The organism is Polyangium sp. y55x31 (assembly GCF_029946505.1).
In the GTDB taxonomy this organism is placed as follows: Bacteria; Myxococcota_A; Polyangia; order Polyangiales; family Polyangiaceae; genus Polyangium.
In genome coordinates this window covers 463,386-483,909 of sequence record NZ_JARZHG010000001.1, presented here as the reverse complement: position 1 = coordinate 483,909, position 20,524 = coordinate 463,386, and the positions used below count along the sequence as shown (strand labels likewise).

The 20,524-nt window shown below is 68.8% G+C and carries 11 protein-coding genes; 7 read left to right on the top strand and 4 right to left on the bottom strand.

Translation table 11 applies throughout. The features are described from left to right. Positions 1–55 precede the first annotated feature (55 nt). Entirely contained in the window at positions 56–3,178 is a 3,123-nt protein-coding gene (locus QHF84_RS01530; protein ID WP_281311332.1) for an FAD-dependent oxidoreductase, read from the top strand. 50 nt (positions 3,179–3,228) lie between these two features. Continuing rightward, on the top strand, positions 3,229–5,748 hold the full coding sequence (locus tag QHF84_RS01525; RefSeq protein ID WP_281311331.1) for a VCBS repeat-containing protein: 2,520 nt from the start codon (positions 3,229–3,231) through the stop codon (positions 5,746–5,748). A gap of 167 nt (positions 5,749–5,915) precedes the next feature. Here QHF84_RS01525 and QHF84_RS01520 read toward each other — a convergent pair whose 3' ends face one another. From QHF84_RS01520 to QHF84_RS01510, 3 genes are read right to left on the bottom strand one after another with little or no spacing between them, the layout of a single operon-like run. After that, on the bottom strand, positions 5,916–7,673 hold the full coding sequence (locus QHF84_RS01520) for a hypothetical protein (RefSeq protein WP_281311330.1): 1,758 nt from the start codon (positions 7,671–7,673) through the stop codon (positions 5,916–5,918). Positions 7,674–7,718: 45 nt separating this feature from the next. Then, positions 7,719–8,396: a hypothetical protein gene (locus QHF84_RS01515; protein ID WP_281311329.1), complete on the bottom strand. Its 678-nt coding sequence runs from the start codon at positions 8,394–8,396 to the stop codon at positions 7,719–7,721. Between the two features lie 4 nt (positions 8,397–8,400). Then, complete coding sequence (locus tag QHF84_RS01510) at positions 8,401–9,627, bottom strand: penicillin-insensitive murein endopeptidase (protein WP_281311328.1); 1,227 nt, start codon at positions 9,625–9,627, stop codon at positions 8,401–8,403. A gap of 164 nt (positions 9,628–9,791) precedes the next feature. Here QHF84_RS01510 and QHF84_RS01505 point away from each other — a divergent pair, with 164 nt between their 5' ends. Together QHF84_RS01505 and QHF84_RS01500 are read left to right on the top strand one after the other, a co-directional pair. Further along, the gene (locus QHF84_RS01505) at positions 9,792–10,400 is read left to right on the top strand and encodes a Spy/CpxP family protein refolding chaperone (protein ID WP_281311327.1); all 609 of its coding nucleotides are present in this window, start codon (positions 9,792–9,794) and stop codon (positions 10,398–10,400) included. 85 nt (positions 10,401–10,485) lie between these two features. Next, positions 10,486–10,662 (top strand): hypothetical protein, encoded by a 177-nt coding sequence (locus tag QHF84_RS01500; RefSeq protein WP_281311326.1) that lies wholly within the window; start codon positions 10,486–10,488, stop codon positions 10,660–10,662. Here the strand turns inward: QHF84_RS01500 and QHF84_RS01495 are convergent. Continuing rightward, a complete protein-coding gene (locus tag QHF84_RS01495) occupies positions 10,659–11,783 on the bottom strand; it encodes a hypothetical protein (RefSeq protein ID WP_281311325.1) in 1,125 nt (374 codons plus the stop codon). The two genes, QHF84_RS01500 and QHF84_RS01495, sit on opposite strands and share 4 nt — an antisense overlap. A gap of 166 nt (positions 11,784–11,949) precedes the next feature. Here QHF84_RS01495 and QHF84_RS01490 point away from each other — a divergent pair, with 166 nt between their 5' ends. From QHF84_RS01490 to QHF84_RS01480, 3 genes are all read left to right on the top strand, one after another. After that, positions 11,950–13,179 (top strand): HEAT repeat domain-containing protein, encoded by a 1,230-nt coding sequence (locus QHF84_RS01490; RefSeq protein WP_281311324.1) that lies wholly within the window; start codon positions 11,950–11,952, stop codon positions 13,177–13,179. Beyond that, complete coding sequence (locus tag QHF84_RS01485; protein WP_281311323.1) at positions 13,176–13,847, top strand: NAD(P)H-binding protein; 672 nt, start codon at positions 13,176–13,178, stop codon at positions 13,845–13,847. Before QHF84_RS01490 ends, QHF84_RS01485 begins: the two co-directional genes overlap by 4 nt. 414 nt (positions 13,848–14,261) lie before the next feature. Then, complete coding sequence (locus tag QHF84_RS01480) at positions 14,262–20,489, top strand: HAMP domain-containing protein (protein ID WP_348652831.1); 6,228 nt, start codon at positions 14,262–14,264, stop codon at positions 20,487–20,489. Positions 20,490–20,524: the final 35 nt, after the last annotated feature.

The window sequence follows — 20,524 nt, the reverse complement described above, 5'->3', positions numbered from 1 at the left end:
ACGGAGCCGTCGAGAAGGTGCCCGCCGCCCCGCTGCTGGTGTAGAACCGAGGCCGGTGACGTCCGGATTGGGGGGCACATACGACGGCAAGGCAGGGGGGTTCCCCGACGCCGACGAGCCTCTTGTCGACGACGATCGGCAAACGCTGGTCATCGTCGGCAACGGGATGGTGAGCTACCGGCTCTGCCAGAAGCTCGTCGAGAACGGCGTCAACCAGTCGATCCGCATCGTGGTCTTCGGCGAGGAGCGCTTCCCCGCCTACGACCGCGTCCACCTGACGGACATCTTCGGCGGTCGTGACGGCGAGAGCCTGATCCTCGCGGAAGAGGACTGGTACGAGTCGCACGGCATCGATCTCTACCTCGACGATCCGATCGTCCGCGTCGATCGCGACCACAGCTTCGTCGAGTCCTACTCGGGCCGCCGCGTCCCCTACAACCGCCTCGTCTTCGCCACGGGCTCCGAGCCGTTCGTGCCGCCCATCGAGGGCATGCACGTCAAGAACGAGGACGGCACGACGCGGCTGCGCAGGGGGGTCTTCGTCTACCGGACCTTCGACGACGTCTACAACATCGAGGCGCACGTCGAGGGATCGCTGCGCGTCGCCGTGATCGGCGGCGGCTTGCTCGGCCTCGAGGCGGCGAAGGCGATCTACGACCTTGGCCGGAGGCTGCATCCGATCGAGGTCCAGGTCATCGAGGTCGCGCCGGGCCTCATGCCGCGGCAGCTCGACGCGCAGGGCGCCGGGGTGCTGAAGGAGAAGATCGAGGAGCTCGGCGTCAAGGTCCAGGTCGGCAAGAAGATCAAGAGCGTGCTCTCCATGAAGGAGCACCTCGCCGCGAAGAAGAAGGCCGAGCAGGAGGCCGAGCGGCTCGCGAAGGAGGCGGAGAAGCAGGCGAAGAAGCAGGCGCGGCAGTCGCTCATGGCGCTCACGCCCGGCGAGCTCGCCCCCGGCTCCGCGGGCCCGTACCGCTTCGCCCCGCCGCGCGGCGACGTCGACGACGATCCGTCGGAGCTCGAGGAGCCGAAAGAAGCGGTCGTCGAGGACGAGGAGCCCGAGGAGACGCTCGAGGACGAGACCGAGCGGCTCGTGATGGTGTTCGACGACGGGAAGATCCTCGCCGTCGACATGATCATCGTGTCCACGGGCATCCGCCCGCGTGGCGAGCTCGCGAAGGCCGCGGGCATCACGTGCGCGCCGAACGGCGGCATCCTCGTCGACGATCGGCTGCAGACCTCGGACGAGCAGGTCTTCGCGATCGGCGAGTGCGCCGCCCACAACGGCATCACGTACGGCCTCGTCGCGCCCGGCTACCAGATGGTCACCGTGCTGGTGGCGAACTTGCTCGGCGAGAACGCGGAGTTCAAGGGCGCCGATCAGTCCGCGAAGCTGAAGCTCCTCGGCGTCACGGTCGCCGCGCTCGGCGAGTACGACGGCGACACGAAGCCGCTCTCGTCGGCGCTGCGCTACACGACCGGCGGCGTCTACCGCAAGCTCGTCACGCGCCAGGGAAAGCTCATCGGCGCGGTCACCGTGGGCGACTGGGAGAACCTCGATCGCATCCGCGACGCGCTGACCTCGCCCGTGCCGATGTCGTTCTTCGACATGCGGCGCTTCCGCTCGACGGGCAACCTCTTCGCGAAGGAGGAGTCGAAGAAGGTCACCGAGTGGGCCGACGAAGCCGTCGTCTGCGGCTGCATGCGCGTCACGCGCGGCGCGCTCAGCCTGGCGATCGTCGAGGGCTGCGGAACCGTCGAGGCGCTCTGCAGCAAGACGGGCGCGGGCACGGTCTGCGGCTCGTGCAAGCCGCTCATCGCGGAGCTGCTCGGCGTGGACGAGAACGGCGCGCTCCCCGTCGCCGTGCCCGCGGCCTCCGTGCGCATGGGCGAGCGTCCGGCGCTGCGCAAGGATCGGCCGCCGACGTCGCGCCGCACGATGACGCCCGCGCCGGTCTCGCAGCGCAGGCCGACGTACCCGGGCGCGATGCCGCGCTCGTCGACCGTCATGAACATCGTCATGCCGGGCAACGGGCCGCCGTCGACGGGCGGACGCGCGCGTCGCAAGACGTTGCCGCTCATGGAGATCCCGCCCGGGCTCGCCGATTTCGGCGCCGAGGCTGCGGCCGCGTTCGCGCCCGAGCCCGCGCTGCGCGAGACCCTCGACAGCGGCGCGCCGAGCAGCCGGCGCGTGCCGTCCTCTCGCCCGCCGGGCCTCAAGCCGCGGGTGTCCTCGCGTCCGCCCACGCCTTCGGTCACCGAGGGCCTCGAAGCGGCGATCCGCGCGCTCGCGCCGCCTGCGTTGCCCGAGGACGAGGCCGAGGTCGGCCTCTCATCCGATCGTTCGCCTGCGCTGCTCGAAGAGCCGGCGCGCGCGGTCGAGGATCTGCAGATCACGCCGCTGCCGCCTTTGCCGTCGTTCTTCGAGGATCCCGCGATCAACGACGAGGTCGAGGACGACGCGGAGGACGAATACGCCGAGGAGGCGGAGGCCGCGTTCAAGGCGCTCGACGAGGGCGTCTACGACTACGGGTACGTGCAATCGCGGCGGAGCTGGGTGCCGCCCAAGCGCGTCGGCATGTTGCCGCCCGACCAGCAGCAGAAGGGCGCGGCGACCACGTCGGTCGCGCCGCGCAAGGAGGCGGTGCCGCCCGAGTCGGGGATAAGGCCGCTGCTCGTGGCGTCGATTGGCGCGTTCCTCTTGTCGGCCGTGGCGGTCGCGTCGCGACCGATGCCGGTGCCGGCGACGATTGCGGGCCGGCTCGGCCCTGCGCGCCTCTTCACGGACGACACGCTGAAGCAGATCTCCGGCTACGTGCTGCTCGGCCTCTGCGTCGTGAGCCTCGTGCTCTCGCTGCGCAAGCGCTGGAAGCGATTCACGTGGCTCGACGTGCCCATGTTCCGGGCGATTCACGGCATCATCGGCGCCTCGACGCTCTTCGCGCTCGTGGTGCACACGGGCCTCCGGCTCGGCCATCACCTCAATCTCTGGCTGTCGATTGATTTCCTCGCGGTGTGCGTGCTCGGCGCGATCGCGGGCGTGGTGACGGCGATCTCGAATCGATGGGGCGCGGTGAAGGCGCGTGATCGGCGGCTCCTCTCGTCGCGCGCGCACCTCGTGGTGTTCTGGCCGCTGCCCGTGCTCGTCGCGCTGCACGTGGTGCAGGTGTATTATTACTGAGCCAATTCCGGTAATGTCTCCCTCCTACGAATCGCCCGAGGAGGGTAAGAATGAGACGGAGATTGGTTCAAAATCGATGGCTCGCTGCGGCGGGCGTTTTCGCGCTCGCCCTGTCCGCGCTGGCCGAGGGGTGCGGCGACGGCACGGTCACGGGTTCGGGCGGCTCGGGCGGGGGCGGCTCGGGACCGGGCGGGCAGGGCGGCGACGGCGGCACGTTCACCGTTGGCGCGGCGCAAGGCGGCGGCTTTCCGGGCACGTGTGATCCCACGTGCGAGCCCACGACGCAGGTCTGCTCGCACGGCGTCTGCGTGCCCGTGACGGGCTGCACGAACGACGCGGACTGCAAGAACGACACGTATTGCGAGCCCATGCTCAAGCAATGCGTGCCGTGGGAGAGCGCGTCGCCGCCGAACGATCCGACGTGCATCAACGTCATTGCCGCCGGCCAGTTTTCGCCGCGCGTCAAATGCGAGTTCAGCGCGGCACCGGACGGTGATCCGTTCCCTGGCCACGTCGACGTGCAGGGCACGCCGATCGTGACGAACTTCAACAAGCCTGCGGCCGCGGGCTCGCCGAGCATCGTCGCGGCGTTCACGCCGACCGTCATCGCCAATTACACCGAGGATCAGGGCGTCATCCGCGTCCTCAGCGGCAAGGATTGCTCGCTCGAGGCGAACCTCGGGGGCACCGATGTCGACGGCGACGGCACGCCCGATTGGATCGTCTCCTCGTCCACGCTCGCGTCCGGGGATCTCGACGGCGACGGCGTGGCCGAAATCGTCGCGTATGGGGCGGACGGCTCCACGCTCGCGTTCACGAAAAAGGCCGGCACCTGGGGATTGCTCTGGAAATCGCCTTACCAGGCCGGCATCCCGGGCGGCCCCTGCGATTTCAACCAGCACCGCTGCCCCGTGGGCTGGGCCGGGCCTTCCATTCACGACCTCGACGACGACGGCAAGCCCGAGGTTCTCCGCGAGGGCGCCGTCCTCCGCGCCGACGGCTCGCTCGCGTCGGGCGCTCCGCCGCTCTATTCGAGTTACTCCGCGGGCCTCTTTTCCGTGGTGGCGAACCTCGATCAGGATCCGAACGTCGAGTTCACGAACGGGCATTTCATCTGGGAATGGACGGGCGGCGCGTGGGTGAACGAGCCCTACTTCCCGGGCGTCTCGTCCACGGCGCCGGGGCACGTGGCCATCGCTGATTTCGGCGCCTACGGGGGCGCGGGTGTGCCCGCGAAAAACCCGGAGATCGTCGTCGTGCGCAACAACCTGGTGATGATCTACGCGATCGACGGCACGCCGGTGCAGATTCCCGTGGCCGTCCCTGGAAACGGGGGCGGCGGTCCGCCCACGATCAGCGATTTCGACGGGGATGGTTTGCCCGAGGTCGCGGTCGCCGGGCAGGCGTATTACACGATCTACGACCTCGATTGTGGACCGTCCCCCAGGCCGGGTGGGCAATGCAACCTCGGCCCCTGCGATTACGCGGGCGGCACGTGCCCGGCGGGCCAGTTCGTCCTCTGGTCTCGCTCCACGCAGGATCTCTCTTCGAACGTCACGGGCTCCAGCGTCTTCGACTTCGAGGCCGACGGGTCGAGCGAGGTCGTCTACGGCGACGAGTGTTTCGTCCGCGTGTACGACGGCGACACGGGCGACGTCCTCTTCAGCCAGTATCGCTCGTCGTGCACCTGGTACGAAAACCCCATCATCGCCGACGTCGACGGCAATTTCCGCGCGGATCTCGTCACGCCGTCGAACAAGGCTTGCTCGCCCGACGGGACGGGCATCCCGTGCCAGACCCTCGACGCGAACGGCGTCGATCCGCAGTTCCCGGGCGTCCGCTGCCAGAACGCGGCCGATTGCGTCTCCGGGGTCTGTGATGCCGGGTTCTGCCGCTGCTCCGAGACGAAGCAATGCTGCGCGGCCCAGGACGACGCCGCCTGCATCGAGGAGGGGCTCCGCTGCGCGCCGCCGCCCGTGGGCACGCCTGGCAATGGCAACACGTGCCGCGCCGGCCACCCGCACGGCGTGTCCGGCATTCGTGTGTATTCGGACGCGAACGACAAGTGGGTCCGCTCGCGGACGATCTGGAACCAGCATCCTTATGCCGTGACGCACGTCAACGAGGACGGGACCATTCCCAAGACGAGCGCCTGGACGAACAACTGGGACGACCCCAAGCTCAACAACTTCCGCCAGAACGTGCCGGGCAACGCGAACGGCGCGGCCACGGGCGATCCCACGGCGGGCGCGAGCACGCAATTCGCGTGCAGCGGTCAGGGCGTGGAGATCGGCGCTCCGATCTGCAACCGCGGCGCGGATCCCGTCGGCGCGGGGCTCTCCGTCGGCTTCTACGTCGGGCAGGCGAAGGTCTGCGAGGCGAAGACCACCGAGGTCCTGCCGCCCGGCGAGTGCCGGCTCGTCTCCTGCAACTGGGGCATGCCGCCCACGATTGAAGCCGAAAAAGTGGACGTGACCGTCATTCCGAACGACGACGGCGCGTACGCCGAATGCAAACCCGGGAACAACCTCGGGACGATCGTCGGCGTGTTCTGCAAGCCGCCGGCTTGATCACGACCAAGGGAAACCCCTCTCCCGCTGTGGTGCGGCGGGAGAGGGGGCTTCCGATGTCGAATCTTCTTCATGATTGGCGCGTCCTGCGCACGGCTTCGCGAGATCGCAAGCGACGTGCCCAGGACGCGCCTCTCGGGCCCGAAGGATACTCAGGAATCGATGGTTCAGCGGCCCTTCGGCGCGTCGCAGCTCGCGGGGGCCTTCGGGCCAAACGCAAACGAGAACCCATCCACGTTTTCGCCTCGCGGCAGCCACCGCACCTTCGTGAGCTTGCCGCCGCGGTCGACCTCGATCTCCACGGGGCGATCGATCGTCCCGTCGCCGAGATCCGCCGCCGTGATGCGATCCCCCTCCGCGAGCCCCGCCTTCGCCGCCGCCGATTTCGGCGACACGCCACGCACCTTCTTTTCGTTCACGGACGCCGGATCGAAGCCGAGCTCGTAACGCGGGACCTTCTTCTTCACCTTCACGAAGCACGGGCCGAATGCGTCGTCGGGCGGGGACGGCGCGCCACCCTTGCCGAGGATCGCGCCGAAGATTCGATTTCCCTCGTCCCCGAGCTCCTTCACGATGCCGTCGCGCAGCGCGCTTTCGGGCACGCGGCGCGGGCCGCTCGCCGGGGCCTCGCCTTCACCCGCTTTCGGCGCGACTTCGCGCGCCACGTCGGCGAGCGAGCGCTTGCCGCCGCTCTTCGCCCGGATGCGCGCGTCGAGCTCGGCGGCGAACAACATGCCTCGATCCTCGGCTTGCGCCTCGGCCGCCGAAAAATACCGCGTCGCCCGCGCATCGACCTCGGCGAGCACGTCCCGCGCCGGAACGAGCTCCGCGCGCCGCAGGGCGTCGACCGCGAAATACGAGACGAACCCCTCGTCGAACCACGCGGCCACTGAATACCCGAGGCTCGCCCGCGCCATCGCCCGCCCGAGCGCCCGTTTTTCCGGCCAACCGAACGTGAGCCCCTCGTCTCCGACCGCGATCGCGCTCCGGCCCGTGACGGCGGCGTCGAAGCGGCGGCCGGTCGCGCCGCTCGATCGGAGGAAAATATCGAAATGGCCACCCGGCGCGCCTTCGAGCGGCCGCACCGAGACCCAGGCCCGGCTCGCCCAGGCGCCCACGTCGAGCACGTCGAACACGCCGCGCCCGACCGACGTCACCGCGAACGAGGCGCCCTCGCCCTCGCGCGTCGCCGGCCGCTCGATCGTCACCCGATGCAAGGGCCCCGCGGCCCACGTCGCGGCCGCGAGCGTCGTCGGCGAGCCGCTGACCTCCGCGTCGCCCGCGCCGAGCGACGACGCGCCGCTCGCGCCTTCCCCGATCCCCGAAAGGTCCCAGCGCACGCGCATCTCGTGTGGCTCGGTCGTGTCCGGCACGAGCAGGAACGCGCGCCCGACCCCGAGGAAACCCCCCGCCGACGCCGAGAGCGACGCCGCCGCCTGCGCCGCGCTGCCGGCCGCGAGCTTGCGCGTGTAACTCACGGTCACGGGCCCTCGCGCGCGACGCTCGGCGCGCCATGCGACGGGCGCGCCCGCCGCGTCCTTGCCCTCGCCCTCGTCCCGCACGAGCGCGAGCGACCCTTCCGCGTCACGCGCGGTGAGCTCGTCGATGTCCTCCACGCGCGCGTCGTCGAGCCGGAACACGAGCGGCCGCGCCTCGCCGAAGTCCACGGGCGGCACGGAGAAGCGCATCGACACGTCGATCGCGACGACCTCGCTCCCGCCGTCGCGCGTCGGCGCGAGGCGCACTTCGAGCGTGCGTGTGTTGTCGACCTTCGGCGGCGTCGTGGCCACGGGCGCCGCACTCTTCGCGGGCGGCGGACAGGGGTTTTCGGGGCGCAGCGGCTCGGATGCGCAAGCCGCGAGGCACGAGGCCAGAACGAGCGCGGCGCTCGCGTTTGCCGGAGAGGTGGGGCGGGGGAGACGCACGATGGGCGCGAGGATACTGCCAGCGCGCGCGCGCGTGCACGGGTTTCAGAAGCCGAGGTTCGTGTTCGTCGAGAGGAAGTACGTGTGCTTCGCGGTGGTCTTCGCCCCGTTGAAGGGCCGGAACGCGAGGCCCCGGTACGCCTTGACCACGCAGGCCTCGAAGTCCGCGCTCCACCAGCGGTCCCTGGACGACATGCCCTGGAGGACGACGCCGCCGACCTTGCCCGCGGGCTCGACCTCGAAGACGATCGCGAGAAACCCGTGCGCGTCGGGGTGCTTCTTGAGCTGCTCGACCTGGCAGGCCCGCACCTCGGGGCGCATGCGGTCGTTCGACTGCGTGACCGCGCTCTCTTCCGCGTTGCTGTCCGTGGCCGTGCCCTCGGCGATCGGGGCCGGGGGGTGGGCGGCGGGGTCGTCGACGAGGGCCAGCGGCGAAGGGCACGTGGGGCAGTTGATGTACGAGGGCGACGACCGTCCGAAGGCGCCGAGGAAGATCAGGCCGCCGATGCCCGCGACGGCGAAGTGGGTGAACACGAGGAGCACGATCCAAACGCCGCTCAATTTCGCGGGTTTGCCGCCGGTTTGTCGCAGCCGCGTGATCTCGGCGTTTTGCTCGGCGAGCTCCGCCTCTCGCGCCTTGAGCGAGGCCTCGCGCTCGGTGAGCTTCGCCTCGAGCGTCTCGATGCGCATCCGCGCGGCGTCGAGGTTGTTCCGGTACTCCATGGCCCTACCGTCCCCGTGTCGCGCCTGCCGTGTTCCGCGGAGGCGGGGCGTGCCGCTTGGGGGCGGCCGGCGCCTTCGCAGCCGTCGGCGGTTTCGGCACCGGGATCCGGTACGTCCGGCCCATCTTGATGTCGATCGTCTTGAGCCCGTTCGCCCCCTGGATCGCCTCGACCGTCGTCCCGTACCGGCGGGCCAGGATCTGCAGCGTGTCGCCGCTCCGGGCCTTGTGCATCACGACCGCGTCGGCCACGTGCGGCGGCGCGACCTTCTCCCGCTTGAGGAACGCGCCGGCGCGGCGCCCGAGCTCCTGCGCGACCGGGCTCACGAAGCGCACGTGCAGGTGGTTGCCGTGCCCGCGCGCGTGCCGCACCACGGGCCGGGGGTGTTTTCCGCGGACCTGGAAGACCTGATCCAGCCAGGCTTCGTCCTCGCCCTTCCGCTGCGCGTGCGCCACGAGCAGGCGCTGCACGGCTGTGTCGATGAGCACGAGCTCCACGTCGGTCTCGCTCACGATCGTCTTCACCAGGGCGAAGGTGCGTTCGAGGTCGAGGTTTGCCTCGGTCGCCCGGACGAACGTGGTCTTCGGCGGGTTGTGGTAGTAGCCGAGGTCCACGTCGCGGCCCGACTGGTGGCTCCTGTGGGGCGAGAGGTGGCCGCCTTTCCGGCTGCTGATGTGCCCGATGGCGAGGGGCGGGGCGCCCGGGTGCTCGGCCGCGACCTTCTCGATGCTGCGCGCGATGGCGTCCACGGTCTCCTGCGTGCCCCAGGCGCACGAAGGATCCTGCACGATCCACTTCTCGCTCTTCGGCATCTGCACGCCGTTCACGAGCGCGCCCGCGTTCGTCGCGCCGAGCGAGAGCGGCCCCACGGAGGCCGGATCGCTGCGGTAGCGCGCTTCGAGCTGGGTCACGCTGAGGGCCAGGAGCGGCGAGGGGGCCTTCGGCGCGGGCGGCGGCGGGGACGCTCCCGCGGCTTCGGCGGCCTCGGCGGCTTCCTCCGCGGCCTCGGCCTCGTCGTCGTCGGGCCCCTCCTCGTCATCGGCGTCGGGGTCCGCGGCGGGCTCGTTCGTCGCGACGGGCGCGGGGCTCGGCGCGGGTTTGCGTGCCGTGACTTGCACCGGCTGCACCAGGATCGGCGCGCGCGCGCTCGTCTTCGGGCCTGCTTCCGCGGGCGCGGTGGCCGCGCAGCCGGGGAAGACCAGGAAAACGAGCCCGAAGAACCACCGCTGCATCAAAAGGACTATACCCGCGGCGGGTCGGACCTGGCCACTCTCTTGCGTCGCCGCGCGCGTCTTTGCGCTTCTTCACATCGAGCCGGGCGCGCGCTTCACACGAGCGAGTGATGTTCCTCTGCGTGAACGACGCGGCGCGCGACGAGCCGCGGAAGAGAGGGAACATGCTCGGATTTCTGATCGGCACGGCTTGCCTCATCGGCCTCATCAAGGTTTTGCGCCACGGCGGTTGTCACCGCGGCTACGGCTACCGCAGCTTCGGCTACGGCGGCGCTTGCGGCGGGTACGGAGGCGGCTTCGGCGGGGGTGGGTACGGCCACGGCGGCTGGGAGGGCGGCGGCTACGACCGCGAGCACGGCGGGCCCTTCCGGACGCACGGGCGGGCGGGCTTCCGGCGCGGCGGGTACGGCATGCCGCACTTCGTCCTGCGGCGGCTGTTCGAGGCGCTCGACACGACGCCGGGCCAGGAGAAGGCCATCGCGGCGGCGTTCGAGGAGATGCGCGACGTGGCGGCGAAGCACCGCGGCGAGCTGCGCAAGAGCCGCGAGGACCTGGCGAAGGCGATGCGCAGCCCGAGCTTCGACGAGACCGTGATGGGCGAGCTCTTCGCGCGGCACGACGCGGCGCTCGAGGCGATGCGCAAGGCGCTCGTGGGCTCGCTGGCGAAGGTGCACGAGGTGCTCGACGAGCGGCAGCGGGCGCGGCTTTCCGATTTCATCGAGCAGGCCCCGGGGTTCTGGGGCGGCTTCGGCGGGCGGGGCGTGGAGATTTGAGGCGCGGGGGTCGGGGGCAGAGCGCGGCTCGTCCGCGCGGAGCCCCCGACGTCGAGATGGACGACGTCAATCGAGAGGTGAGACCATGAAGCGGAGACTTGCGATCGTGCTTTTGACCCTGGGGACCATCGGCGGATATGCCGCCGGCTTCGCGAGCCTGCGTTGTCATAGCGGGCAACGAAGGCAGCACTTCGAGCACCACGTCGCGAAGATTTGCGTGGACGCCGCGCGAAACGCCGAGGCGCCCCCGCCCCCGCGTTAACGCGATTCCGGCTGCGTCTCGGTCGGGGCAGGCCGCGCCTGCGCCTGCTCCGGCCCGGGCCAGAGCTCCGGCGGATAACTCAGCTCCACGAGCAGCTTCTCGAAATCGGCGATCTGCATCGTGCAGCGGCCGTACCGGTCGACGATGTTCGTCCGGATCCCCTCGAACCAGCTTTGTTGGGGGTCCATCGGATCGTCATAGACGACCGTTCCATTCCGACGATCGAGCTTCAGCACCCGGATCTTGTGCGCCGCGTGATCGACGCCGCCCGCGGCCCGCCGCACGGGGCTCCGCACCTTGGGCAGCTCCAGCGTCGCGAAGACCGTCTCCCCCGCCGCCGTCACGCGCTCGATGATCGAAAGCGCGTCGCGGTGCAGGTCGGCCACGCGGCTCGTGTCCAGGCCGAACCGCTTGAAGAGCGCGGCGAAGGCCGCGTGCCCGTCGGAGAGCGTCTCCCAGCGGTGCCCCGTGATCCCCACGAGCAGCCGATCGAACGCGCCGAGGCTCAGGCCCGTGCCGGTGTTCTTCACGCCCTCGAACTGCCCGTCCTCCGCGTTGTGGTAGTCGAGCTCGGGGTAGGCGTACTCCATGCACGCGACCTGGAAGACCCGGCTCACCGGGCTCCTGCGGAACTCGTGTTCGTCCGGCTCGAGCACGTCCTCGTCGCGCACGAGCTCCCCGCCGCTCCGGAGCACGACCCGCCCCGCGGGGCTCACGAGACCCGCGACGATCCGCGCGTACTCCGCCGGATCGCGCTCGGCCACGTAGATCTCCACGCACGTCGCGGCGCACGTGCCCTTGAGGCCCTGCGTGATGCGGCCCGGATGAACGATGTTCCGGATGAGCTCGCCGAGCAGGATGGTTCGTCCCGGCGCCGCCTCGAACGAGGCCACCATCGGCGCGTCGGCCACGGCCCAGAGGCTCTCGTGCAGCGGCTTTCCGAATGCATCTTTGCGCTCGAAGAAGCCGCGGCTCCCGAGCTCCCGGAGCGCCTCGACGCTCCGCTTGCGCCAGATGCCCACGATTTCCCGGTCCCTGAGCGGGTAGGTGGGATGGACCGGGAGATCGAGCCGCTCCTCGAGCTGATCGACGATCTCTTGAGGGTCCTGCGGATCCTTCATGGTTTTTCTCCCGAATTCCCCGCCCCGGGCCATTCGCCCCCGATGTTGGGGCCCGATCCTGACGTGTTTCCGGGATTCGAGCAAGGCTTCGTCGCTTGCCCGAGGCCCCGATCCTGCTACGGCGCGCCGCCGCCACACGGAGCCGATTTCGAGTAGCATCCGCGCCGTGCACCGCGTCCGCGCGTCGCTCTTCGTCTCCGCCATGGCATTGGCGCTCACCGCGCTCGCGCCGAGCCTCGCCGAGGCCCACACCATCCCCGGCGGGCTCACGTTGCACCAGATGGCGAGCGCCGCCGACGTCATCGCGGCCGCGCGGATCGAGGCCGTTTTCGCCGAGCCCCACGGCGCCGGCCCGCTCCCGCCCGTCGAGGCCCGGATCCTCGAGCTTTTCCGGGAAGGCGACGCGAAGGTGGGCCCGATTCGCTTCGTGCCGCACCGCCACGCCGACGAGAACTACGTCGCCGGCGAGGAGATCCTTCTCTTCCTCGAACGAAGGCGCCCCGATGCGAAGGATGCCGCGGCCGTGCCATACGAATCCGTCGAGGCGATCGCCGATCGGATCGTGCTCGTGCCCGCGACGCGCGCGAGGTGGATCGACGCCACGCGCGCGTATGCTGCGCTCGGCAAGGGCGCGCGCGGCGGCGATCCGGCCGCGCTCGGGCGCGTCACCGTCACGATGCTCGGGTCGAAGGAGCCCCGGATCGCGACCTTCGCGCTGCGGGATCTCACGCTCGCCGGCGCCGCGCCTTTGATCGGCGAGGCCGACGCCCCCGCGCTCACCACGCTCCTCGACGACGCCTCGCGGCCCGCCACCTTGCGCGTCGGCCTGCTCATGGAGCTCGAACGCCGCAAGCTCGTCCCCGTCGGGCCGAGCTGGATTCCGCTCCTCCGCTCGGCGCCTGCGAACGATCGCGTGCAGGTCATCCGCGCGGCGGGGGCGCGCGCCTTCGTCCCTGGCGTCACGGCCGAGCTTGTTTCGATCCTCGAGAAGGGCGAGCGCGACGCGGCCGTCGCGGCGGCGAGGGCCCTCGGCGTCGAGCGGAACGAGGCCGCGGTCGAGCCGCTCGGGCGCGCTGTGGATCGGGAGCCGGACGAGCTTCGCTTCGCCGCGCTCGGGAGCTTGCGCCGCATCGGCTCGCCGGCCGCGCGGGAGATCCTCGCCCGCGTGGCGAAATCGCATCCCGATCGCGAGACCCGCCGCGTGGCCACGACCGAGCAGAACCTCCTCGATGCCCGCGCCTCCGCGCCGCCTTCGGCGCCTGCTGCTGCGACGAGCCCGCCGCCGGCGTCGAGCACGGGCTTCGGCACGAAGGGCGTGGCCCTCGGGATCGCCCTCGTGGTCCTCGTGTGCTACGGCGTGTTTTTTCTTCGCAAAGGGAAAGGAAACCCGCAATGAGTTTGGAAGGGCGAACGGCGCTCCTCGCGGGCGCGACGGGCCTCGTCGGCCGGAGCTGCCTCACGCGCCTGCTCGAACACCCGGAGTACGCGCGGGTCGTCGTGCTCGTGCGAAGGCCGACGGGAATGAACCACGACAAACTGCAGGAGATCCGCGCCGATTTCGACGCGCTCGGCGATCTCGCGTCCTTGCCCGCCGTCGACGACGTCTTCGTCGCCCTCGGCACGACCATCAAGACGGCGGGATCACGGCCGGCGTTTTATAAGGTCGATCATGATTATGTGGTCTCCGTCGCGAAGCTCGGGAAACGTGCGGACGCCCGCAGGATCTCGCTCGTATCCAGCATCGGGGCGGACGCTACGTCGATGAATTTTTATCTTCGTGTCAAAGGCGAGGCCGAGCGCGATATCAGCGATCTCGGTTACGAATGCGTCGATATCCTGCGTCCGAGTATGCTCCTCGGGGATCGCGCCGAGCACAGGACGGGCGAAGCGCTCGCCACCCCGATCATGCGCGCCCTGAGCGGAGCCATGATCGGCCCTTTGCGAGCCTATCGTGCGATTGAGGCGCGTGACGTCGGCGTGGCAATGGTGGCAGGCTTGGTATCCGATGCTACGGCCGGCGTGCGTGTCCGCACCTTCGACGACATTCGCCGACTCGCGTCCTAGCGGCAAATCACAGCCTGGTTGTCCGGACCGACGATTGGTCCTCGAACGGTTTTCCCGTGGCCGTTGGGGCGCGTACGATCCACAAGCACGAATTCCACAGGGGCATAAGGATGTGCCCTACGCCGGAACCGGTGAGCGCCGGATTTCGCAAAGGTTCTCGCTCGGTAGGATGCGCTTTGTTGCGGGCGGCGCGTCGTCGTCCCAGGGGGTACCATGCCCAAACGTGCACTGGATGGAGCGACCCGCGGCGCGCGGGCGTCGAGCGCTCGTGAAAAAAGGGTAGCCGGATCCAAACCCGTCGGGGCCAAGTCGAAGGCCGGTTCCGCCGATGTGAAGAAGACGCGGGGCGCAAACGTTGCCGAGCGACAAACCCGTGAGACGTCGCCGCGTGGTGGTTCCCTCGACCGCCGCTTGATGCTCGAGGCGCTGACAGCGCTCAAAAAGGGCAATTTTTCGGTGCGGCTGCCCATCGATTGGGAGGGCCTCGACGGGAAAATCGCCGATACCTTCAACGACGTCGTCGAGCTGAACAGCCGGGTGGCGACGGAGCTCGAGCGCGTGAGCCGCGTCGTCGGCAAGGAAGGGCGCATCGGTGATCGCGCCGCGGTCGCGGGGCTGCTCGGCGCATGGGCGCAGAAGGTCGGCAGCGTCAACGCGCTGATCAGCGATCTCGTGCATCCGACGAGCGAGATGGCGCGCGTCATCGGCGCCGTGGCCAAGGGCGATCTCTCGCAGGCCATGGCGCTCGAAGTCGACGGACGCCCGCTCGAAGGCGAGTTCCTCCGCACCGCGAAGACGGTGAACACGATGGTCGATCAGCTCGGCTCGTTCGCGTCCGAAGTGACGCGCGTGGCGCGCGAAGTCGGCACCGAAGGCAAGCTCGGCGGCCAGGCGGAGGTGCAAGGCGTCGCCGGTACCTGGAAAGACCTGACCGATTCCGTGAACTTCATGGCCGGCAATCTGACGGCCCAGGTCCGCAATATCGCCGCCGTGACCACGGCCGTCGCCAACGGCGACCTTTCGAAGAAGATCACCGTCGACGTGCGCGGCGAGATCCTGGAGCTGAAGAACACCATCAACACGATGGTCGATCAGCTCCGATCGTTCGCGTCCGAAGTGACGCGCGTGGCGCGCGAAGTCGGTACGGAAGGCAAGCTCGGCGGTCAGGCGGACGTGAAGGGCGTCGCCGGCACGTGGAAAGATTTGACGGACTCCGTCAATTCGATGGCCGGCAACCTGACGAGCCAGGTGCGTAACATCGCGGCCGTGACGACGGCCGTCGCCAATGGTGACCTTTCGAAGAAGATCACCGTCGACGTGCGCGGCGAGATCCTGGAGCTGAAGAACACCATCAACACGATGGTCGATCAGCTCAACTCGTTTGCGTCCGAAGTGACGCGCGTGGCGCGCGAGGTCGGCACGGAGGGCAAGCTCGGCGGGCAGGCCGAGGTGAAGGGCGTCGCCGGCACGTGGAAGGATTTGACGGACTCCGTCAATTCGATGGCCGGCAATCTGACGAGCCAGGTGCGTAACATCGCGGCCGTGACGACGGCCGTCGCGAATGGTGATCTTTCGAAGAAGATCACCGTCGACGTGAAGGGCGAGATCCTGGAGCTGAAGAACACCATCAATACGATGGTCGATCAGCTCAACTCGTTTGCGTCCGAAGTGACGCGCGTGGCGCGCGAGGTCGGCACGGAGGGCAAGCTCGGCGGTCAGGCCGAGGTGAAGGGCGTCGCCGGCACGTGGAAGGACCTCACCGACAACGTCAATTCGATGGCCGGTAACCTCACGGTCCAGCTCCGCGACGTGTCGAAGGTGGCGACGGCCATTGCGAACGGCGATTTGACGCAGAAGATCACCGTCGATGCGCGTGGCGAGATCCTCCAGATCAAGAACGTCATCAACACGATGGTCGATCAGTTGAGCTCCTTCGCGGCCGAAGTGACGCGCGTGGCGCGCGAGGTCGGCACGGAAGGCAAGCTCGGCGGTCAGGCGGACGTGAAGGGCGTCGCGGGGACGTGGAAGGATCTCACGGACTCCGTCAACTCGATGGCCGGTAATCTCACGGTCCAGCTCCGCGACGTGTCGAAGGTGGCGACGGCCATTGCGAACGGCGATTTGACGCAGAAGATCACCGTCGATGCGCGTGGCGAGATCCTCCAGATCAAGAACGTCACGAATACGATGGTGGATCAATTGAGCTCCTTCGCGGCCGAAGTGACGCGCGTGGCGCGCGAGGTCGGCACGGAAGGCAAGCTCGGCGGTCAGGCGGACGTGAAGGGCGTCGCCGGCACGTGGAAGGATCTCACGGATTCCGTGAATTCGATGGCCGGCAACCTGACGGCGCAGGTCCGCAACATCGCGGCCGTGACGACGGCCGTCGCGAATGGTGACCTCTCCAAGAAGATCACCGTCGACGTGAAGGGCGAGATTTTGGAGCTGAAGAACACCATCAACACGATGGTCGATCAGCTCAACTCGTTTGCGTCCGAAGTGACGCGCGTGGCGCGCGAAGTCGGCACGGAGGGCAAGCTCGGCGGTCAGGCGGACGTGAAGGGCGTCGCCGGCACGTGGAAGGACCTCACGGATTCCGTGAATTCGATGGCCGGGAATCTCACGGCGCAAGTCCGCAACATCGCGGCCGTGACGACGGCCGTCGCGAATGGTGATCTTTCGAAGAAGATCACCGTCGACGTGAAGGGCGAGATCCTGGAGCTGAAGAACACCATCAACACGATGGTCGATCAGCTCTCGGGATTCGCCTCCGAAGTGACGCGCGTGGCGCGCGAGGTCGGCACGGAAGGCAAGCTCGGCGGGCAGGCCGAGGTGAAGGGCGTCGCGGGGACGTGGAAAGACCTCACGGACTCCGTGAATTCGATGGCCGGCAACCTGACGGCGCAGGTTCGCAACATCGCGGCCGTGACGACGGCCGTCGCGAACGGTGACCTTTCGAAGAAGATCACCGTCGACGTCCGGGGCGAGATCCTGGAGCTGAAGAACACCATCAACACGATGGTCGATCAGCTCCGATCGTTTGCGTCCGAAGTGACGCGCGTGGCGCGCGAGGTCGGCACGGAAGGCAAGCTCGGCGGTCAGGCGGACGTGAAGGGCGTCGCGGGGACGTGGAAAGACCTCACGGACTCCGTGAATTCGATGGCCGGCAACCTCACGGCGCAGGTCCGCAACATCGCGGCCGTGACGACGGCCGTCGCGAACGGCGACCTCTCCAAGAAGATCACCGTCGACGTGAAGGGCGAGATCCTGGAGCTGAAGAACACCATCAACACGATGGTCGATCAGCTCAACTCGTTTGCGTCCGAAGTGACGCGCGTGGCGCGCGAGGTCGGCACGGAAGGCAAGCTCGGCGGGCAGGCCGAGGTGAAGGGCGTCGCCGGCACGTGGAAGGACCTCACCGACAACGTCAACTCGATGGCCGGCAACCTGACGAACCAGGTCCGCGGCATCGCGAAGGTCGTGACCGCGGTCGCGAACGGCGACCTCAAGCGAAAGCTCTCCGTCGACGCGAAAGGCGAGATCGCGGAGCTCGCCGACACCATCAACGGCATGATCGATACGCTCGCGACGTTCGCCGATCAGGTGACGACCGTCGCGCGCGAAGTCGGCGTCGAGGGCAAGCTCGGCGGTCAGGCGAGCGTCCCGGGCGCCTCGGGTACGTGGCGTGATCTGACGGTCAACGTCAACCAGCTCGCCGCGAACCTGACGACGCAGGTCCGCGCGATCGCCGAGGTCGCGACGGCCGTCACGAAGGGCGACCTCACGCGGAGCATCAAGGTCGAGGCCCAGGGCGAGCTCGCCGCCCTGAAGGACACGATCAACGAGATGATCCGCAACCTGCGCGACACCACGCTGAAGAACAGCGAGCAGGACTGGCTGAAGACGAACCTCGCCAAGTTCTCGCGCATGCTCCAGGGCCAGAAGGATCTGCTCACCGTCGGCCGGCTGATCCTCTCGGAGCTCGCGCCCGTCGTCTCCGCTCAGCAGGGCGTCTTCTACACGATGGACGTCTCGAAGGAGGAGCCGATCCTGAAGCTCCTCGCGAGCTACGCGTACAAGCAGAGGAAGCACTCGGACAACCAGTTCCGCCTCGGCGAGGGGCTCGTCGGTCAGTGCGCGCTCGAGAAGGAGCGCATCCTGCTCGTCAACGCGCCGCCCGACTACATCACGATCACGAGCGGCCTCGGCGAGGCCGCGCCCGTGAACATCGTGGTCCTGCCCGTGCTCTTCGAGGGCCAGGTGAAGGCCATCCTGGAGCTCGCCTCGTTCGAGCGGTACAGCCCGACGCACCTCGCGTTCCTCGATCAGCTCACGGAGTCGATCGGCATCGTGCTCAACACGATCGAGGCGAACATGCGCACCGAGGATCTGCTGAAGCAGTCGCAGTCCCTCGCGCGCGAGCTCCAGAGCCAGCAGGAGGAGCTGCGCCAGACGAACGCGGAGCTCGGCGAGAAGGCGCGCCTGCTCGCCCAGCAGAACGTGGAGGTCGAGCGCAAGAACCGCGAGGTCGAGCAAGCCCGCCAGGCCCTCGAAGAGAAGGCCAAGCAGCTCGCGCTGACCTCGAAGTACAAGTCCGAGTTCCTCGCGAACATGTCGCACGAGCTCCGGACGCCGCTGAACAGCCTCCTGATCCTCTCCGAGCAGCTCTCGAAGAACACGGACGGAAACCTCTTCCCGAAGCAGGTCGATTTCGCCAAGACGATCCACTCGTCCGGCAACGAGTTGCTCGGCCTCATCAACGACATCCTCGACCTGTCGAAGATCGAGTCGGGCACGGTCGTCGTCGACGTCGGGGAGGTCTGGTTCCGCGACCTCGGCGATTACGTGGAGCGCACGTTCCGGCACGTCGCGGACGCGAAGAAGCTCGAGTTCGAGCTCGACTTCGCGCCCATGCTGCCGCGCTCGATCCACACCGACGCCAAGCGCCTGCAGCAGGTGCTCAAGAACCTGCTCTCGAACGCCTTCAAGTTCACCGAGCGCGGCAAGGTGCGCCTCGAGGTCCGCACCGTCTCCGACGGCTACAGCCCCGAGAACGAGCACATCGGCCGCGCGGGCTGGGCGATCGCGTTCAGCGTGCACGACACCGGCATCGGCATCTCGCCCGACAAGCAGCAGATCATCTTCGAGGCCTTCCAGCAGGCGGACGGGTCGACGAGCCGCAAGTACGGCGGCACGGGGCTCGGCCTCGCCATCAGCCGCGGCATCGCGAACCTGCTCGGCGGCGAGCTGCGTCTGTCGAGCCAGCCGGGGCGCGGCAGCACCTTCACGCTCTACGTGCCGCACGTGTACGCGGCGCCGCAGCGCGTGTCCCGCGCGCGACCGGCCGCGATGCTCGAGTCCGCGAGCGCGGTCTCGGCCTACGAGGTGCCCGAGCCCTTGATCATCGACGCCCCGCCGCTTTTGCCCGTGTCGATCGAGGACGATCGCACGGTCATCCGGCCGGGCGAACGATCGCTGCTCGTCGTGGAGAACGATCTCGCGTTCGCGCGGCTCATCGTGGAGGTCGCGCGCGAGCGCGGGCTCAAGGCCGTGGTCGCGCATCGCGGGGCGGACGCGCTCTCGATGGCGCGCGAGCTCAAGCCCGCGGCAGTCTCGCTCGATCTGCACCTGCCCGACATCGACGGCCTGCGGGTCCTCGATCGGCTCAAGCACGACCTCGGCATGCGGCACGTGCCGGTGCAGGTGATCACGACGGACGTCGACGAGCGCGAGCGCGCGCTGCGCATGGGCGCGCGGGACGTGCTCCCGAAGCCCGTCCGCACGCGGGACGCGCTCTCGCACGCGATCGAGCGGCTCATCGAGTTCCTCGACGCGCCGCGGCGTACGCTCCTCGTCGTCGAGCCGGAGGGCCCGGAGCGCGCGGCCAAGGTCAACCTGCTCCAGCACGACAGCGTGGAGATCCGCGTGGCGGGCTCACTCGACGAGGCCATCGAGTCGATGACCGTGGACCGCCCGGACGCGGTCATCACGGCCGTCGACCTGCCCGATGGGCACGGGCTCGATCTCGTGCGCCGCGCCTCGAGCATCGCGGCGCTCGCGAACGTGCCCTTCATCGTGCACGTGCCGGGCGGCATGTCACCGGCCGACGAGGAGCGCATCGAGCGGCTCGGGCATGTCGGGGTGCTCAAGCACAGCCGCTCGGAGGAGCGCCTCATCGACGAGGTCGCGCTCTTCCTGCACATGCCCATCGACAAGCTCACGCCTGCGCAGCGGCAGGCGCTCGAGCGGCTTCACAGCTCGCAGCAAGTTCTCGCCGGCAAGCGCGTGCTCATCGTCGACGACGACATCCGTAACATCTTCGCCATGACCACCATCCTCGAAGAGCAGGGGATGATCACGCAGGCGGCGGAGACGGGGCGGGACGCGATCAAGGTGCTCGAAGAGAGCTCCGAGGTCGATGTCGTCCTGATGGACATCATGATGCCCGAGATGGACGGATACGATACGATCCGGACGATACGGGCACGCGAGGAGTGGCGCGCGCTTCCGATCGTCGCCGTGACCGCGAAGGCCATGAAGGGTGATCGCGAGAAGTGCTTCGAGGCCGGGGCGACCGACTACATCGCGAAGCCCGTGGACCCCGAGCAGCTCTTCGCGCGGCTGCGGTTCTGGCTGCACAGATGAGCGGGAGCGGGGGCCATCCACCAAGAGGAGAGAGC

Bases quoted from the DNA above. Each gene is read 5' to 3' on its own strand.
- QHF84_RS01505 (WP_281311327.1), top strand. From the start codon at position 9,792: ATGCTCGGATTTCTGATCGGCACGGCTTGCCTCATCGGCCTCATCAAG.
- QHF84_RS01525 (WP_281311331.1), top strand. From the start codon at position 3,229: ATGAGACGGAGATTGGTTCAAAATCGATGGCTCGCTGCGGCGGGCGTT.
- QHF84_RS01510 (WP_281311328.1), bottom strand. From the start codon at position 9,627: ATGCAGCGGTGGTTCTTCGGGCTCGTTTTCCTGGTCTTCCCCGGCTGC.
- QHF84_RS01500 (WP_281311326.1), top strand. From the start codon at position 10,486: ATGAAGCGGAGACTTGCGATCGTGCTTTTGACCCTGGGGACCATCGGC.
- QHF84_RS01480 (WP_348652831.1), top strand. From the start codon at position 14,262: ATGCTCGAGGCGCTGACAGCGCTCAAAAAGGGCAATTTTTCGGTGCGG.
- QHF84_RS01515 (WP_281311329.1), bottom strand. From the start codon at position 8,396: ATGGAGTACCGGAACAACCTCGACGCCGCGCGGATGCGCATCGAGACG.
- QHF84_RS01495 (WP_281311325.1), bottom strand. From the start codon at position 11,783: ATGAAGGATCCGCAGGACCCTCAAGAGATCGTCGATCAGCTCGAGGAG.
- QHF84_RS01485 (WP_281311323.1), top strand. From the start codon at position 13,176: ATGAGTTTGGAAGGGCGAACGGCGCTCCTCGCGGGCGCGACGGGCCTC.